Source organism: Nocardioides luti, assembly GCF_014212315.1.
GTDB classification, from domain to species: Bacteria; Actinomycetota; Actinomycetes; order Propionibacteriales; family Nocardioidaceae; genus Nocardioides; species Nocardioides luti.
The window spans coordinates 1,891,243-1,906,164 of sequence record NZ_JACKXE010000001.1 but is presented as its reverse complement, the minus strand read 5'-3'; the positions used below and the strand labels follow the sequence as shown (position 1 = coordinate 1,906,164).

Below are 14,922 nucleotides of genomic sequence, written 5' to 3'. Positions count from 1 at the left end.
TGCTCCGACCTGAACAGATCTCGCCCACCACGAGTCGCCAGCGGCGTCAATCTGGGTGGGATGTCCCGGGCGTATCGGGGGAGGGGGAGATCGTCGGCGCAGGATCTGGCTGAGCCGGGAGAGGAAGATCTCCGGGCGGCGAAACCAAGGGGCGGCGTCTCCACGGCCGAGCGGTCTTCGTGTGCGGAGCCCGTTCGCGGCGTGTCTAGTCGTCGCCAGCCGCCCATTCACGGGCTACGGCCTTGGCGAGGATGGCAAGGGGTTCCGAAGGGTTCCCGAACGCCACCCACTCGACGGGGCTGTAGCCGCCGAGTTCAGGTGCAGGGGTTTGCAGCAGAGCGGCGACTGCCCATGACCCGAAATGCCTTAGCGTTCGCAGCATTGGTAAGAGCGCGGGATTCACCTCGATCTGGCCGTTGTGCTGGCCGAACTGACAGACGGGGTAGACGGTCACGCCGTCCGCGGTCGTTAGCGCGAGGATCGAACCGCCTACGGAACGGGCCTTGAGCGCGGAGAGCGTCGGCAGCCCCAGCGCCTCCTGAGTGGCCTCGCTGGTCCAACAGGGGCCGATGAGTAGGGCGAGCTTGTTCGGACATTCATCCTGCTTCATCGCTTAGCCCTGTTCGTCTCGACCGTGGCCGTGCTCGGGCTCGGGGTCTCGAGCCGGGCGCAGTCGCACTGACCGCGATGCGCATGGAATGCCTCGCCCCAGCCGGCCGGGACCAGCATGTCCACGTCTGCGCGTGGCAGCGTTCAATCCTGTAGCCCCGCCTTCCGTATCCGACGCCAGTAGGAGCCATGGCCGGCGACAGGGCCTGGATTTCCTTGACTGACTCATTGCGTAGGCCCGGTCTTGAGGGCGATGAGGAGGTCGACGGCCGGGTCAATGTCTGCACCCTCGAGGCGGCGGGTCTCCTGGACCAGGGCTTCTGGGAGTCGCAGCCCAGCTTCCAAGTAGCGGAGGGCGCGCCACCAAACGATGCGCGATTCGACCCACGTGTCGGCCTCCTCAAGCTCCGCCCCCTGGTTCATGCAGTAGGTGGCGAGGGTGCTGTAGGCGTCGGGATTCCAGCCGTGGGCACGCAGACGCACAGCATCTCGGGCGCTCACCGACCGAATGGTCCAGCCGAAGGCCTCGTCGATCGGGATGCCGGTGTCCCGGTACGCCAGCGCGGCCTGGATGACCTGGTCGCAAAACCAGGAGTCGTCTCCGTCGAAGGAGTCCCTCGGGTCGACGAGCCACCTGCACCAGTTCCGAAACGCCCATTCCTGGGCATCGTCATCGCTGAAGCGCTCGGCTTGGAGTCGAGCGCGGATGAGATCTTGAAGGTTGCGGCCTCGTCGGTTCTCTGCAACGTAAAGGTCGTGGTCACGATGAAGCAGCATCACTCCATAGAGGGAGCCGATCCGGACGCTTCTCGAGGTCGCCTGCACTTCGCCGTCGACCGGTCGATGCTGCACTACCTCGTCTGGATCCAGGTGCACCGGCTCCGTGCGCGTGCGGCTGCGTTCGTCTTCTGTCATCGCGCCTTCCGATCGCGAGTGTGGGCGCGGAAACGATCTCCAAGAGACGACATGTGACGGTGTGCCGTAGCCAGATAGGGTGCCGCGGTGTTCGCCCCAGCGAACTCGTGACGAGCTTTCAAAGGGTTAAGAGAGTGGCCGTCGGATACGTCATCGTCGGTCGAGCCCGGAGTTGAACGCGAGGCTTCGTCGACGCGCTGGTTTGAGCCTTCACCCGAGGCATGATCCGATTCAATCGGGTTGTCCATATCTACCTCCGAGCTCGACGACGCTGGGCGCTGCACCGGCTCGCCCAGATCGAAGTTCTACGCAGCAGTCAGCACGGCTGTACAGACGCATATGGCTTGTAAAGCCGCAATCACGGGAAACTCCCGCGAAAGTCACGTCAAACGACCGGTCGCAACCGGTCACGGTCGGTCGCGATCGGGTTGGGCGGTGGGTGCTCGAGAGAGCAAACTCGCAGGTCAGAGTATGAATTGAGCGCTCGGGCTAACGACGAACTCACATCTCACTCGTAATGAGAAGGTCGTCAGTTCGATTCTGACAGGCGGCTCCATCGAACAGCCCCTGACCTGCAATGACGAGGTCAGGGGCTTTTTGCACCCGGCGACGGATCCGGTGGGCGTCTGCCCTGCAGGAGACGCGCACCTGCCTCCACCCGCGTGCGAGGTGTTGCTCGAGCCTCACGGCGTGCGGGTGCCGTAGACCTTGCGCGCGCGGCGGGCGTAGACACCCGGGGCGATGCGCGGGACGAGCAGTCGGGGCACGAGAGGGGCGGAGGCGAGCGTCGCCTTGAGAACTGCTGGGTCGCCCTCGTAGGCGAACATCCCGACGACGAGCGGGAGCGCCGCCTTCGGTGTGCTGGCCGCGCCGTGCTCGCCGACGGCCTGCCACTCGGCGGCCGTCAGGTAGGTCGCCGCAAGTGGCAGCAGGTTGCGCTCCTCGTCCTCCAGGTGCTCGGTGAGCAGCCTGGACAAGACCTCCAGGCCCCGGACGAGCGCGTCGCGACTCACGCCGGAGGCGTTCTCGATCCAGGCGTGTCGTGCGACACCGACGGCTGCGAGTGCCTGGTGGAGGCCGTCGTGCTGTGCCTCGGCGAGGGCCAGCAGCGGTTGGCTCCCTGCAGGGAGCCGGGCGGCCAGCAGCGGCCAGAGCAGCTCGTCCTCCCCCTCGTGATGGTGGTGCAGCAGGTCGCACATCAACCCGAGGTGGGCGTCGACGACGCGGGCCTGGTCGCGGTCGCCGCCCGCAGTGCGCGCGACAGCACCCCGCAGGAGGCGGAACTCGCGCAGCACGGCGGTGTGGACGACGACCATGTCGCGGGTGTCGACCTCTGCGTGGTCGACCTCGACGACGGCCGACGCGGGGCTGGGCGGGGTGTTCTCGTCGCCGGCCGGGCAGACCCAGCCCGGTTTGGTGTGGTCCCACCAGCAACGGGAGGTGTGGGCGTGGGCGGTGGGGTGGACGTGGGTGACGTGGTTGTCGTTCATGGCACGAGGTTGGGTCCTGACGCGGGTGTGGGCCCATCCCAGAAATCTGGGGAGTTGCGGATCATCGTTGCTCGGGACCATCGGCCGGGTGAGGATGACGGCATGCCTGTGACCGGGTGGATGAGCCTCCACGACCGACTGCGTGAGCGCATCGGTGGCGACGCCCTCGACCTGCCGACGCTCGCCAACGAGGTGTACGCGGCGGTTGCCCGCCATGTTCCCCACGACTTCGCGTGCCTGGCCACCACCGACCCCGCCTCCGGGGTGGTGACCTGGGCATCGAAGACCCGCGACCTCGGCATCGGTGACGAGGAGTTCGCGGCTGCCGAGTACGGCTCGACCTCCGACATCAACAGGTTCGAGGAGATCGCACGCCGCCGGCCGCCGGTGGGCGCGATCCACCTCGACACCGACGGCCATCCCGAGATCAGCTACCGGCACCGCGAGTTCATGCAGCGACGCTTCGGATTCACCGACGAGCTGCGCGCAGCGTTCGTGAGCCGCGGAGCCTGCTGGGGCGCACTGGGCCTTGCGCGCGCAGACGGCGATCCCCCGTACACCCAGGCGGACCTCGACCAGGTCGCGACGATCTGCGACTTGGTCGCGGTGGCGATCCAACGCAGCCTGTTCCGACCCGGGACGACCACGGACCCGGTGCCCGCTCCTGCCGGCCCGTCGGTGTTGATCGTCGATGCGACGAACCGGCTGACCCACGCCACCCCAGCGGCGCGCGCGGCCATCGCGGACCTCGGTGGCTTCGACCACGGCTCGCTGCCCGCCAACGTGCTGGCCGTGATCGCCACCACCCGGCTACGCCAGGAACCGTTCCAGTCGCGCACCCAGCTGGAGAACGGCCGCTGGCTGAGCCTGCGTGCCGCGCCCCTCGAGGGCACGACCGGTGGATCGCCCGACATCGTCGTCACCCTCGAGCCCACACCACGCTCCGTCCTCAGTCGCCTCGCTCTCGCCGCACACGGCCTCACGTCGCGGGAGGAGGACGTCGCCGTCCTGGTCCTCCAAGGCGTCGACACCAAGGGCATCGCCCAGTCGCTCCACCTGTCGTCGCACACGGTCCAGGACCACCTCAAGATGATCTTCACCAAGCTCGGCGTCAGCAGTCGACGCGAGATGACCGCGCGGCTGACCCTTGACTGACACGCGACCGACAACCGGCGGCTGAACCCGCCCGACCACACCCCTTGGTGTGGCGTGGATGGCCCAGTACCGGGCACGGAGCCGTCATGTTCTTCTTCTTCAGCAACCGCCTCGGCTGCCTCGGCTCGCTCCTCCTGTCCGCCGGGCTGACCGTCGTCCTGCTCCTCGTCCTCTCGGCCCTGTCCCGATGACCCGGACGGCCGCCGAGCCCACCGAGGACGGGCGGTACGTCGTCGTCGACGGCCGCCGGTGGCGGGCCACCGACCCGGCGATCCCGGAGGGCCGTCGTGACGAGCTCACGAAGGTGCTGATGGCGTGGCGGCGCGAGGTGCGCCGGACGAAGGGGACCGACGAGGAGGCCACCTCCCGAGCCGGCGTCCAGGCGACGAAGGTCGCGCTGGGCGAGCGTGGCGAGAAATGGTGGGAGCAGTCGGACGAGGAGCGGCGGGCGCGGTGGAGCGCCGAGGTGCCGGTGCCGGACGGGTTCTCGCTCAGCTGAGCGGTGCGACCGCGCCCATGGCGTCGTCGAGCAGCTGGCCCAGTTGGGCGCCGGGGTGGTCGGCCCAGACCTCCTGCGCGGCCTCGAGGCACGCGAGCGCGCTGCCGGTGACGGCGTCGGCACGGGTGTCGGGGCGGCGGGTACGGCCGCGGGACGGGAGCCGCTCGGCCACGAGCGGGCACAGCGCCGCGTGCCACTGGCGACGGCGCTCCAGCACGACCGAGCGGACGCCCGGCTCCTCGCGCAGCATGATCTGCAGCGGCCGGGAGCGGTCGGCGTACCGCTCCTGCACCTCGACGGTCTCCTGGAAGGCAGCCCGCAGCGCCGGCCAGGCCGCCTCGTCGGCGGGGCGGGCCCGCAGCGCGTCGGCGATCCGGTGGCCGGACTCGACCAGCCTCTCGAGGACCAGCTCGTCCTTGCCGGAGAAGTAGCGGAAGAAGGTGCGTCGCGACATGCCTGCCGACGCGGCGACCTGCTCGACCGTGGTGGCCTCGAAGCCCTGCTCGGCGAAGAGCGACCAGGCGTGCTTCATCACCTCGTCGCGGATGGCGTCCCGTGCGTGGTCGCGCAGGGACTTCTCGACGGCCATGAGTCGATCGTAGCCAATCCCAGCACTTGGGGCCAGAAGTGGCACTGAGTGCCACACTGGGCGTATGGTGCCATCTCGACCCCGACGTACGCGCCCCGAAAGGCACGACCATGAACGATCGCGAGGCCCTCACGGCCCCCGCCGACCTCGAGTCCGAGGTCGCCGCCCACACCAGTCCCGCCCGGGCCCGGCTCGAGCTGGTCGTCGTCGGTCTCGGCGCGCTGGTGGTGTCGCTGTCGCAGTCGGTGCTGATCCCGGTGCTGTCGGTGCTCCCCGCCGACCTGGACACCTCGGCCAGCAACGTGTCCTGGCTGCTGACCTCGACCCTCCTCGTCGCCGCGGTGGCCGTGCCGATCATGGGTCGCCTCGGCGACATGTACGGCAAGCGGCTGATGCTCCTCGTCGCGCTCGCGGCGCTGATCGTCGGCTCCCTGATCACCGCGCTCACCAGCAACGTGCCGCTGCTCATCGTCGGTCGTGCCATCCAGGGCATCTCCGCCGCCGCGATCCCGCTCGGGATCAGCCTGCTCGCCACTGTGATGCCGCGCGAGCGGGTCAGCTCGGCGATCGCCCTGGTGAGCGCGATGCTCGGCATCGGCGGCGCCCTCGGCCTGCCGCTGGCCGGCTTCGTGGCCGAGCACGCGGACTTCCACGCGCTCTTCTGGATCACCTCCGTGGCCGGTGCGCTGGCCTTCGTCGGCATCCTCACGATCGTCCCCGAGGCGCCGAGTCGCAGCGGCGGCCGTGTCGACGTCGTCGGCGGCGTGCTGCTCGCCGCCTCGCTGGTCACCCTCCTGCTGCCGCTCACCCAGAGCGCGACATGGGGCTGGGGCGACCCGCGGGTGGCCGGGCTCCTCGTCGCCTCCGCCGTGCTGTTCGTCGTGTTCGGCTGGAGCCAGGTCCGCATCCACGACCCGCTCGTGGACCTGCAGGCGCTGCGCCGCAAGCCCATCGTGCTCACGAACCTCGCCTCGATCCTCTTCGGCTTCGCGCTGTTCGCCTCGTTCATCGGCACCGCGTCGTACGTCGAGGCGCCGGAGGCCAGCGGCTACGGCTTCGGCTCGAGCCTCCTCGTCGGCGGCCTCGCGATGCTGCCGAGCGGTCTCGCGATGCTGTTCTTCTCGCCGGTCGCGGCCCGCCTCATCGAGAAGCGCGGCGCCCCGCAGACGTTGGCGATCGGCGCTGTCGTGGTCGCCGCCGGCTGGCTGATGCGGATCGTCGTGACCGACTCGCTCTGGCAGGTCATCGTCGGCGCGACGGTCGTGGGCGTCGGCACCGGGATCGGGTACGCCGCGCTCCCGTCGCTCATCAACACCCACACCCCGCCGAGCGAGATCGCGGCGGCCAACGGCCTCAACAGCCTCTTCCGCAGCCTCGGCAGCTCTCTGGCGAGCGCCGTCGGCGGCAGCATCCTGGCCGCGAACACGGTGATCCTCGGCGAGTTCGCGGTGCCGTCGCTGACGGCCTACCGGGAGCTGTTCGCGCTCTGCGCCGGCGCCTCGGTGCTGACCGCGCTGATCGTGCTGCTCATCCCGCACCGCCGGACGGTCTGACGCCGTCCCGACCCGGCTGGCGCCGGCCCTCCGCGAGGAGGGCCAGCACCTCCGCGGTCGGGCGCACGTCGCCGAACGAGCGGTAGACCGTGTGCAGGGTGGCGTTGTGCGCGCGGTCGTCGGGGGCGGCGTTCGCGTCCGCCACCATCACGACGCGGTACCCCCGGACGCTCGCGTCCCGCGCGCTCGACTCGCAGCAGACGTTGGTGACGGTGCCGGTCACCAGGACCGTGTCGATGCCGCGGGCGGTGAGCAGATCGGGGAGGTCGCAGCGGCCGGGGAAGAACGCGCTGGGGGCGGTCTTCTCGACCTGCAGGTCGTCGGGGCGTACGTCGAAGCCGGGCCACAGTCGCTCCCGGACGGTGCCACGGCCCCCCGCCGTACGGAACAGCTCGGCGACCTGCGGTCCGTAGAACTCCTCGGCCCAGCGCGAGGGCGGCGGGGTGCCCGGCACGACCCAGGCGACCGTGCCGCCGGCGTCGCGGAGCGTCTCCGCGAGGAGGGTGATGTTCGGCAGAATGCCGCGGCAGTAGGGGTTCTCGTCGACGAAGAACGGGACCACGTCGACGACGACCAGCGCGGTCCGGGTCGGGTCCAGCGCGGCGTACGCGTGCCGCCGGCCGCGCCGCGACTCCTGGCGGGCGTACTCCCGCGGGGCGATGGCCCAGTCGTGCAGGAGGGCGTCGGGTGCCTCGGGCACGGCTCAGAGCTCGCGGACGACGGGGCCGCTGCCGTCGCCGTCGGCGACCTGCCGCTTGCGGCGCGACCACGCGACCAGGGTGAGCGCGCCGGCCACCGCGCAGGCGGCGGTGACGGCGATCCCGACGGTCATCAGCGTCCGGTCGCCCTGCTGGTGCGCGAAGCCGGCGACGAGCACGCCGATGATCCCGATCGTGTCGAGGGCGATGACGAGCAGCAGCGGTCGGGGCATGGCCCCATGCTGTCACCCCCGCCGGCCCGTGGTGTGCTGGCGCCATGCGCGCCGTCGTCGTCCACGAGTTCGCCCGGCCGGCCTCCGTCGAGGTCGTCGACGACCCCGGCTGCCCACCTGACGGCGTCGTCGTCGCGGTCGCGGCCACCGGCCTGTGCCGCAGCGACTGGCACGCCTGGGTGGGCCACGAGCCGGACATCCCGCTCCCGCACGTGCCGGGCCACGAGCTGGCCGGGACGGTCGCGGAGGTCGGTCCCGACGTCACCGGCTGGCGGGTCGGGGACCGCGTCACCACGCCGTTCGTGCTGGCCTGCGGGGCCTGCCGGAGCTGTGCGCGGGGCGACCAGCAGGTGTGCGAGCGGCAGCTGCAGCCCGGCTTCACGCAGTGGGGGTCGTTCGCCGAGCTGGTCGCCCTGCCGCGGGCCGACGTGAACCTCGTGCGGATCCCCGACGAGGTCTCCGCCGACGTGGCGGCGGGGCTCGGCTGCCGGTTCGGTACGGCGTACCGCGCGGTCGCCCAGGTCGCCGACGTGCGCGCCGGCGAGACCGTGGTGGTGCACGGCTGCGGGGGCGTGGGCCTCTCCGTGGTGATGGTGGCCCTCGCGCGCGGCGCCCGCGTGCTCGGTGTCGACGTCGCGCCGGAGTCGCTCGCCCTGGTCGCCGAGCTCGGCGGCGAGCCGGTGCCCGCCGACGAGGTGGGATCACTGGTGGACCTCACCGGCGGCGGGGCGGACGCGTCGCTCGACGCGCTCGGCAGCACCGCGACCTTCGCGAACTCGTTGGCCTGCCTGCGCCCGCGCGGGCGGCACGTCCAGGTGGGGCTGCTGCTCGGCGAGCACGCCACCCCCGCCGTGGCGATGGGCGACGTCGTGGCCCGCGAGCTGCAGGTGCTCGGCAGCCACGGCATGTCGGCAGCGGCCTACCCGGAGCTGCTCGCGCTCGTCACCGACGGCACGCTCGCGCCGCAGCGCCTGGTCACGGGCACGATCGGGCTCGACGAGGCCCCCGCCCGGCTGGCCGACCTCGGCCGGCCCGGCAGCGGAGCCGGCGGCATCACCGTCATCCGCCCCTGACGCCGAGCCGGCGCATCTGCAGACGCCAGGACCGCCGAGTCGGCGCATCTGCAGACGCCAGGACCGCCGAGTCGGCGCATCTGCAGATGGGCGGGGGCTACTCGGCGATCCCGCGGGTCAGCAGCACGACGGTGATGAAGCGACGGAAGAGCGCCAGCGGGTCCTCGTCGGTGATCGTCACCAGCTCGTTGCCGGCCCGTTCGACGCCGGCGACCCAGGTCGCCATCTCGGCCAGGTCGGGGTTGCGGAAGCGGACCTGCAGGGTGGCCGGCAGGGCGACCTGCGGGGGCCGGGCGTCGGCCAGCGACGCGACCGCGAGGCGGGCCTCCTCGCGGATCAGGGCCTGCGCCTCGTGCGGGTGCAGGCTCTCGGCGGCGAAGCGGGACACCGACGTCTTGACCACCGCGGTCCGGATGTCCGGCAGCACCGCCCGGGCCTCGGTCGCCGTGACGTCGTCGCCGGTCACGAGCACGACCGGGACCCCGTGCGCCTGGGCGACGAGGGCGTTGATGCCGCTCTCGCCGACGACGGTGCCGTTAAGGTGGACCTCGGCGATCGCGCGCGGGTTGTAGGTGTGCGAGAGCGTCGAGGAGGTCGCCATCGAGCCGTGGTAGCTGACGAGCAGCACGGCGTCGTACGACGCGTCGAGGCCCTGCATCATGTAGAGCGGCTTGTGGCGCCCCGACAGGTAGCGCGCGTTGCCGGCGAGCTCGTCGGGGCGGAGGTTCTGCATCGACGAGTGCGAGTCGTTGACCAGGAAGTCGGTTGCGCCCGCCTCCCGGGCACCCTCGATGGCCGCGTTGACCTCCCCGAGCAGCAGGCCGCGGTAGTAGGCGTGCTCGGGCTCGCCGGGCAGGCACTGGGACCAGTCGACGACGCCGGCGGTGCCCTCCATGTCGGAGGAGAGGAAGACCTTCACGCCCGCGAGGCTAGCCCCACGGCGTACGACGTCGCCGCTCAGCCGAGCCGGACGGCGACCACGGTGGTGTCGTCCCCGCCGCGGTCCGGGATCACGCCGAGCAGGTCGTCCACCCACGCCTCGAGGGCGTCGCCGCCGGCGGCGGGGCCGTCGCCGGCCGCCTCGCGCAGCAGCCGCAGGTTGTCGAAGAGGTCGGCGCCGCGGCGCTCGACCAGGCCGTCGGTGAACATCACGAAGGTGGTGCCGGCCGGCACCTCGAGGGAGACCGTGGTCGCCTCTCCGGCGCCGAGACCGAGGACCGGTCGCGCGGTCGGGCGCAGCTCGTCGCCGGGAGCGGCGCCGAGGAGCATCGGCGCGGGGTGGCCGGCGCTGGCCGCCTCGATCCGGCGGTTCTTCCGGTCGACGACGACCACGAGCGCCGAGGCGATCTGGTCGTCGACCAGGGCGACGACGAAGTGGTCGAGCTTGTCCAGGGTCGGACCGATGTCCTCGCCGGCCAGGAGGTAGGCGCGCAGCGCGGCCCGGACCTGCGTCATCGCGGCCACCGCCTCGACGCCGTGCCCCGCGACGTCGCCGATCACGAAGGCGACGCGGTCGTCGTCGAGCTGGACGCAGTCCCACCAGTCGCCACCGAGCTGGTACGACGCCGCGCTGGTGTACCGCACGGCGACCTCGAGCCCGTCGATGCGCGGGGCGCGCTCGGCGAGCACGCTGCGCTGGAGAGACTCGGCGACCTGGATCTGCTCGTGCGAGCGGGTGAGCTGGATGCCGGTGATCCGGGTGCGCAGGGACTCCGCGGCACCGATGTCCTCGGGCGCCCACGGGCGGCTGCGGCCGCTCACGACCTCGCGCCACTTCTCGAAGGACTTGCGGGGGGAGATCCGCACGTCGGCGCCCTCGGCCGACGCGAGCCGCTTGTTGCTGGGATCGCCGCCCCAGTCGACAGTCTGCTCGAGCTCGGGGCGCAACCACAGCAGCCAGCGGTCCGGGGCGGTCGAGACGACGAGCGCGCCCGCCGGGAGGTCGTCGTACGACGCCAGGCGCGGGTCGAGCTCGGTGAGGTGGTCGCTGTGGGCGACGCCGCCGTCGGCCACGGCCAGCAGGCTCTCGACGATCACCGCCAGCGCCTCGGGCGAGGGGACGTCGCCGCGCGTCTGCAGCCGGCCGTCGGCCGCGAGGGCCAGGCCGCTGGCGTCGACCAGGCTCAGGATCTCCGGGTCGTCCACGAGGGCGTCGAGGAGCGGGCCGTGCGCCGAGGCGACCCGGGCCAGGGTGCGGGAGAGCACCTCGCTGGTCACGAGGGCCCGCAGGCCGGCGTCGGTGCGGTCGCGCTCGGCGATCTGCTGGGAGGCGACCTGGCCGAGGAACTCCGCGGCCGCCCGGGCGTCCTGGCTCGGGCGGTGCGCGCCGGAGTAGTGGTGGCAGGCGATCAGCCCCCAGAGCTCGCCGTTCTGCACGAGCGAGATCGACATCGAGGCGCCGACCCCCATGTTGTGGAGGTACTCGAGGTGGATCGGCGACACGCTGCGCAGCGTGGAGTGGGACAGGTCGAGCGGCGTGCCGGAGGCGCGGTCGACCAGCGGGTGCAGCGGGACCGGGGCGTAGGCGACGTCGGCGATCAGCCGGGTCCAGTTGACGGTGTAGAGCCGGCGGGCCTGCGCGGGGATGTCGGTCGCCGGGTAGTGCAGGCCCAGGAACGGGTTGAGGTCCTCGCGGCGCTGCTCGGCGATCACCTCGCCGTTCCACTGCTCGTCGAAGCGGTAGACCATGACGCGGTCGAACTCGGTCAGGTCCGCGACCTCGCGGGCCAGCTGCTGCGCCAGGCCCAGGACGCTGGTCTCGGCCGACAGGCGGGCCATCGCCGCGCGGGCCGACTGGTAGGTCAGCATCACCGAGCGGGGGCGGCCGACCGTCTCGAGCTCGATCACCAGGCGGGTGCCGGACCGGTGCAGCGAGATGTCGATCTCGCGGCCGGCGTACTCGCCCGGGAGGTCCTCGGGGAGGAAGACGATGAGCGGCTCGCTGAAGGCGCGCTCGCGCACCCGACGGCGTACGTCGTCGGCGATGTCCACGCCGACGAAGTCGGACAGGTGCCGACCGGCGGCGGTGCCGAGCGGGACGCCGACGAGCTGCTCGACGTTGGCGGAGACGACCGCCACGACCAGCGTGTCCGGGTCCGCGGCGAGCAGCAGCCCGTGCGGCTGGATCGCGCCCGGGACGTGGATGGGCTCGTCCTCGCAGTTGGTGAGGTCGGCCGGTGCGTACGCCGGGGTGTGCTGGGCACCCGAGACCGACGACATGCAACTCCTCCAGGGACGCCGGTCACCACGACCGGTTCGGACCCACGGTAACGGACCGCACCGGGGGCGGGAGGGCCATTGTCTACCGTTTCACCCCACGAGGTGTTAACCCGGCAGCCGCGGACCTCTAGGCTCAGGGGGTGGACCGTACCTTCGAAGCGACCTTTGACAACGGGATGCTGCGCGTCCGTGGCGACATCGACGACTACGGCATCATCGCGCTGCGCAACCTGCTGGCCGAGCACGGCACCACCGCCGGCCGCACCCTGACCGTCGAGCTCAGCGAGGTGGACTACCTCCCCAGCGTCGCCGTGGGCGTCCTCACCCGCGGTCTGGCCTCGGCCCTGCGCGCCGGTGGCGGGCTCGACCTCGTCGCCCGCCGCGGCAGCGTGGCCCAGCGGGTGCTGATGGTGTGCGCCCTGCCCTACCGCGACGGCGTCGACGACGAGCAGGACCCGCCGGACGCCGACGTCCCGGCCTGACCTCCGGCCGTCCCCGCGCGGGGCACGGGGCTCCTCAGCCCAGCGCGAGCACCGCGGTGACCCGGGTGCCCGGGTCGGTGTCCACCCACCACGCGGTGGAGAGGGCCTGCACCATCGCCAGCCCGCGGCCGCGCGCCGCGTAGGCGCTCGCGGCCACGACGTGCGGCGCGCTCGTGCCGCCGCCGCCGTCGAGCACGCTCAGCCGCAGCCCGGTGCTGTCGAGCTGCCAGGACACCTCGAGACCGCTGTGGCCGTCGGGGCGTCCGTGGTCGACGCCGTTCGCGACGAGCTCGCCGATCACGATCGCGGCGTCCTGGGCCACGTGGGCCGCCAGCGGCGAGTCCCGGAGGAACGCCGCGAGCAGGTCGCGCGCGCGCCGGTTGCTCGTCGTCGAGAACGGCAGGCCGTGCACCTCGGAGCGGGGCTCGGGCCCGACCGTCGCGCCCGCCCGATCGGTCATGGAGGGGTCAGGCCGTCGCGTGGTCGATGCCGCAGACGGTGAGCACCCGTCCGGCGATGCTGTCCTCGGCGGCGACCAGGTCGAGCGCGACACCGTTCTTGGTCGCCTGGCTGCGGGCCCTTGCGACCACGCCGACGGCGAGGCTCGGGAAGTAGTCGACGGCGCTGAGGTCCACGCAGATGGTCCGCGTGAACTGCTGCGAGCGGGTGGTGATCTCGTCGCGCAGCTCGACGCCGGCGGTCTCGTCGATGTCGCCGCGGACGGTCAGGACCGCGGTGTCCTCGTCGAAGGAGGAGGTGATGAGTTCGTTCACGTCGCGAAGGATAGCCCTGCCCGGGAGCGTGGTCGCGGCGGGACGCGGGCCGTCCGTCCGGTGCCGTAGCGTTCCGCCCATGACGAGCTCGGTGCCCGCGGCGACGACCCCGCTCTCGGCGGCGCTGCGCGACGGGACCCGCGCCGAGCACGAGGACGCCGAGTCGAGCGGCTTCGTGACCGACCTGGTGGCCGGCCGCGCGCCCGCCTGGCAGTACGCCGCCTACCTGCGCCGGCTCCGCGCCGTCTACGGAGCGCTCGAGGCCGCGGTCCACGACCACCGCGCGCACCCGGCCCTCGCCGCCGTCCACGACGAGGACCTCCGGCGGGCCGCGGCCCTGGACGCGGACGTCGCGCACTGGTCGGGGTCGACCCAGGGCCCGTCCACGGCGTCCGGGTCGAGCGCCGCGACGGCGTACGCTGCCCGCATCGACGCCGCCCGACGGCGCCCGCACCTGCTGGTGGCCCACCACTACACCCGCTACCTCGGCGACCTGTCCGGCGGCCGGATCCTCGCGGACGCGCTGCGCCGTGGATATGCACGCCACGGACTCGACCGGGGCGGCCTGGCGTTCTACGACTTCGCGGCCATCCCGAAGCCGGTGCCCTACAAGCGCGGCTACCGCGACCGGCTCGACGCGATCGCGCTCACTCGCGCGGAGCAGGACGAGGTCGTGGCCGAGGCGCGGGTCGCCTTCCGCCTGAACCGGGCCGTCTTCGACGAGGTCGCCGCGCTGCACGACGACGAGCAGCGGGTGGCGCTCCGGCGCTAGACCTCGTCGGCGGGTGCGCCCGGCTCGAGCCGCTGCCCGATCACGACGGTGCCGCCGGTCTCGTCGTCGCTCACCACCCGCGTCGTGAGCCCCGCCGCGCCGAGCAGGGCGGCGGTGGCCGTCGCCTGGCGGTCGCTGCTCTCGATCAGCACGGTGCCGCCGGGCGCCAGCCAGGCCGGCGCCCCGGCCGCGACCCGTGCGTGCAGGTCGAGCCCCTCCGGGCCGCCGTCCAGCGCGACACGGTGCTCGTGGTCCCGTGCCTCCGGCGGCATCAGGGCGATCGCGTCGGTGGGGACGTACGGCGCGTTGCAGGCCAGCACGTCGACCCGGCCGGCCAGCCCCGGAGACAGGGCGGCGAAGAGGTCGCCCTCCAGGACGCGGGCCGGCGGGAGGTTGCGGCGGGCGCAGGCCACCGCGTCGGGGTCGACGTCGGCCGCCCAGACCTCGAGGTCCGGGGATCGCCCGGCGAGCACCGCGGCGATCGCCCCGGTGCCGCAGCACAGGTCGACGACGACGGCCCCCGGTCGCAGCAGCGCGGTGGCCTCGTCGACGAGCAGGGCGGTGCGCTGCCGCGGCACGAAGACGCCCGGCGCCACCGCGACGCGCAGCCCGCAGAACTCGGCGTACCCGAGCAGCAGCTCCAGCGGCGAGCCGGCGACCCGCGCGAGCACGAGCCGCTCCAGGTCGGCGGCCGAGGTCGCCGCCGCCGCGAGCAGGCGGGCCTCGTCCTCGGCGTACACGCACCCGGCCGCGCGGAGACGGGTGACGAGCGCGGGGTCGGGGACGAGGTCGGGCAGGGAGTCGGGCACGGGGCTCCGGGAGGGGCTGCGGGGGCGGCGGGGACGTGGTCGATGATGGTCCC

General features: G+C 72.5%; 17 protein-coding genes. 6 read left to right on the top strand and 11 right to left on the bottom strand.

The genetic code is table 11. From position 1 onward, the window contains the following. Nucleotides 1–205 precede the first annotated feature (205 nt). From H5V45_RS09165 to H5V45_RS09155, 3 genes are all read right to left on the bottom strand, one after another. Nucleotides 206–610, bottom strand: coding sequence for a hypothetical protein (locus H5V45_RS09165; RefSeq protein ID WP_185252644.1), 405 nt, complete (start codon nucleotides 608–610; stop codon nucleotides 206–208). A gap of 224 nt (nucleotides 611–834) precedes the next feature. Further along, on the bottom strand, nucleotides 835–1,524 hold the full coding sequence (locus H5V45_RS09160) for a hypothetical protein (RefSeq protein ID WP_185252643.1): 690 nt from the start codon (nucleotides 1,522–1,524) through the stop codon (nucleotides 835–837). A gap of 683 nt (nucleotides 1,525–2,207) precedes the next feature. Then, a complete protein-coding gene (locus H5V45_RS09155; RefSeq protein ID WP_185252642.1) occupies nucleotides 2,208–3,014 on the bottom strand; it encodes a hemerythrin domain-containing protein in 807 nt (268 codons plus the stop codon). 54 nt (nucleotides 3,015–3,068) lie between these two features. Between H5V45_RS09155 and H5V45_RS09150 the strand changes: the two genes are divergently transcribed. Together H5V45_RS09150 and H5V45_RS09145 are read left to right on the top strand one after the other, a co-directional pair. After that, nucleotides 3,069–4,169, top strand: coding sequence for a LuxR C-terminal-related transcriptional regulator (locus tag H5V45_RS09150; protein ID WP_221633960.1), 1,101 nt, complete (start codon nucleotides 3,069–3,071; stop codon nucleotides 4,167–4,169). A gap of 187 nt (nucleotides 4,170–4,356) precedes the next feature. Further along, on the top strand, nucleotides 4,357–4,668 hold the full coding sequence (locus H5V45_RS09145; RefSeq protein ID WP_185252641.1) for a hypothetical protein: 312 nt from the start codon (nucleotides 4,357–4,359) through the stop codon (nucleotides 4,666–4,668). Here the strand turns inward: H5V45_RS09145 and H5V45_RS09140 are convergent. Continuing rightward, entirely contained in the window at nucleotides 4,661–5,257 is a 597-nt protein-coding gene (locus H5V45_RS09140; protein WP_185252640.1) for a TetR family transcriptional regulator, read from the bottom strand. The genes H5V45_RS09145 and H5V45_RS09140 overlap by 8 nt on opposite strands. 110 nt (nucleotides 5,258–5,367) lie before the next feature. Between H5V45_RS09140 and H5V45_RS09135 the strand changes: the two genes are divergently transcribed. Beyond that, nucleotides 5,368–6,810 carry an MFS transporter gene (locus tag H5V45_RS09135; RefSeq protein WP_185252639.1) on the top strand — a complete coding sequence of 481 codons (1,443 nt, stop codon included), beginning with the start codon at nucleotides 5,368–5,370 and terminating at the stop codon, nucleotides 6,808–6,810. Here the strand turns inward: H5V45_RS09135 and H5V45_RS09130 are convergent. Together H5V45_RS09130 and H5V45_RS09125 are read right to left on the bottom strand one after the other, a co-directional pair. Next, on the bottom strand, nucleotides 6,785–7,510 hold the full coding sequence (locus tag H5V45_RS09130) for an isochorismatase family protein (protein ID WP_185252638.1): 726 nt from the start codon (nucleotides 7,508–7,510) through the stop codon (nucleotides 6,785–6,787). The two genes, H5V45_RS09135 and H5V45_RS09130, sit on opposite strands and share 26 nt — an antisense overlap. Nucleotides 7,511–7,513: 3 nt before the next feature. Then, nucleotides 7,514–7,741, bottom strand: coding sequence for a hypothetical protein (locus tag H5V45_RS09125; protein ID WP_185252637.1), 228 nt, complete (start codon nucleotides 7,739–7,741; stop codon nucleotides 7,514–7,516). A 44-nt stretch (nucleotides 7,742–7,785) separates the two neighbouring features. On the opposite strand from H5V45_RS09125, the gene H5V45_RS09120 reads away from it, so the two are divergent. Further along, complete coding sequence (locus H5V45_RS09120) at nucleotides 7,786–8,814, top strand: alcohol dehydrogenase catalytic domain-containing protein (protein ID WP_185252636.1); 1,029 nt, start codon at nucleotides 7,786–7,788, stop codon at nucleotides 8,812–8,814. 97 nt (nucleotides 8,815–8,911) lie between these two features. On the opposite strand, the gene H5V45_RS09115 is transcribed toward H5V45_RS09120, so the two are convergent. Beyond that, nucleotides 8,912–9,733: a M55 family metallopeptidase gene (locus tag H5V45_RS09115; protein WP_185252635.1), complete on the bottom strand. Its 822-nt coding sequence runs from the start codon at nucleotides 9,731–9,733 to the stop codon at nucleotides 8,912–8,914. Nucleotides 9,734–9,771: 38 nt separating this feature from the next. Then, the gene (locus H5V45_RS09110) at nucleotides 9,772–12,033 is read right to left on the bottom strand and encodes a SpoIIE family protein phosphatase (RefSeq protein WP_185252634.1); all 2,262 of its coding nucleotides are present in this window, start codon (nucleotides 12,031–12,033) and stop codon (nucleotides 9,772–9,774) included. A gap of 140 nt (nucleotides 12,034–12,173) precedes the next feature. Here H5V45_RS09110 and H5V45_RS09105 point away from each other — a divergent pair, with 140 nt between their 5' ends. Next, nucleotides 12,174–12,515: an STAS domain-containing protein gene (locus tag H5V45_RS09105; RefSeq protein ID WP_185252633.1), complete on the top strand. Its 342-nt coding sequence runs from the start codon at nucleotides 12,174–12,176 to the stop codon at nucleotides 12,513–12,515. A 34-nt stretch (nucleotides 12,516–12,549) separates the two neighbouring features. On the opposite strand, the gene H5V45_RS09100 is transcribed toward H5V45_RS09105, so the two are convergent. Together H5V45_RS09100 and H5V45_RS09095 are read right to left on the bottom strand one after the other, a co-directional pair. After that, nucleotides 12,550–12,975 carry an ATP-binding protein gene (locus H5V45_RS09100; protein ID WP_185252632.1) on the bottom strand — a complete coding sequence of 142 codons (426 nt, stop codon included), beginning with the start codon at nucleotides 12,973–12,975 and terminating at the stop codon, nucleotides 12,550–12,552. A 7-nt stretch (nucleotides 12,976–12,982) separates the two neighbouring features. Continuing rightward, nucleotides 12,983–13,288, bottom strand: coding sequence for an STAS domain-containing protein (locus H5V45_RS09095; RefSeq protein ID WP_185252631.1), 306 nt, complete (start codon nucleotides 13,286–13,288; stop codon nucleotides 12,983–12,985). Nucleotides 13,289–13,367: 79 nt separating this feature from the next. On the opposite strand from H5V45_RS09095, the gene H5V45_RS09090 reads away from it, so the two are divergent. Continuing rightward, on the top strand, nucleotides 13,368–14,060 hold the full coding sequence (locus tag H5V45_RS09090) for a biliverdin-producing heme oxygenase (protein ID WP_185252630.1): 693 nt from the start codon (nucleotides 13,368–13,370) through the stop codon (nucleotides 14,058–14,060). Here the strand turns inward: H5V45_RS09090 and H5V45_RS09085 are convergent. Next, nucleotides 14,057–14,869, bottom strand: a complete 813-nt coding sequence (locus tag H5V45_RS09085) for a putative protein N(5)-glutamine methyltransferase (protein WP_343061487.1) — start codon at nucleotides 14,867–14,869, stop codon at nucleotides 14,057–14,059. The genes H5V45_RS09090 and H5V45_RS09085 overlap by 4 nt on opposite strands. Between the last annotated feature and the right edge of the window lie 53 nt (nucleotides 14,870–14,922).

What these genes read in the sequence shown, in the direction of transcription:
- H5V45_RS09165 (WP_185252644.1), bottom strand. Translation starts at nt 610, where the DNA reads ATGAAGCAGGATGAATGTCCGAACAAGCTCGCCCTACTCATCGGCCCC.
- H5V45_RS09160 (WP_185252643.1), bottom strand. Translation starts at nt 1,524, where the DNA reads ATGACAGAAGACGAACGCAGCCGCACGCGCACGGAGCCGGTGCACCTG.
- H5V45_RS09155 (WP_185252642.1), bottom strand. Translation starts at nt 3,014, where the DNA reads ATGAACGACAACCACGTCACCCACGTCCACCCCACCGCCCACGCCCAC.
- H5V45_RS09145 (WP_185252641.1), top strand. Translation starts at nt 4,357, where the DNA reads ATGACCCGGACGGCCGCCGAGCCCACCGAGGACGGGCGGTACGTCGTC.
- H5V45_RS09140 (WP_185252640.1), bottom strand. Translation starts at nt 5,257, where the DNA reads ATGGCCGTCGAGAAGTCCCTGCGCGACCACGCACGGGACGCCATCCGC.
- H5V45_RS09135 (WP_185252639.1), top strand. Translation starts at nt 5,368, where the DNA reads ATGAACGATCGCGAGGCCCTCACGGCCCCCGCCGACCTCGAGTCCGAG.
- H5V45_RS09125 (WP_185252637.1), bottom strand. Translation starts at nt 7,741, where the DNA reads ATGCCCCGACCGCTGCTGCTCGTCATCGCCCTCGACACGATCGGGATC.
- H5V45_RS09120 (WP_185252636.1), top strand. Translation starts at nt 7,786, where the DNA reads ATGCGCGCCGTCGTCGTCCACGAGTTCGCCCGGCCGGCCTCCGTCGAG.
- H5V45_RS09110 (WP_185252634.1), bottom strand. Translation starts at nt 12,033, where the DNA reads ATGTCGTCGGTCTCGGGTGCCCAGCACACCCCGGCGTACGCACCGGCC.
- H5V45_RS09100 (WP_185252632.1), bottom strand. Translation starts at nt 12,975, where the DNA reads ATGACCGATCGGGCGGGCGCGACGGTCGGGCCCGAGCCCCGCTCCGAG.
- H5V45_RS09090 (WP_185252630.1), top strand. Translation starts at nt 13,368, where the DNA reads ATGACGAGCTCGGTGCCCGCGGCGACGACCCCGCTCTCGGCGGCGCTG.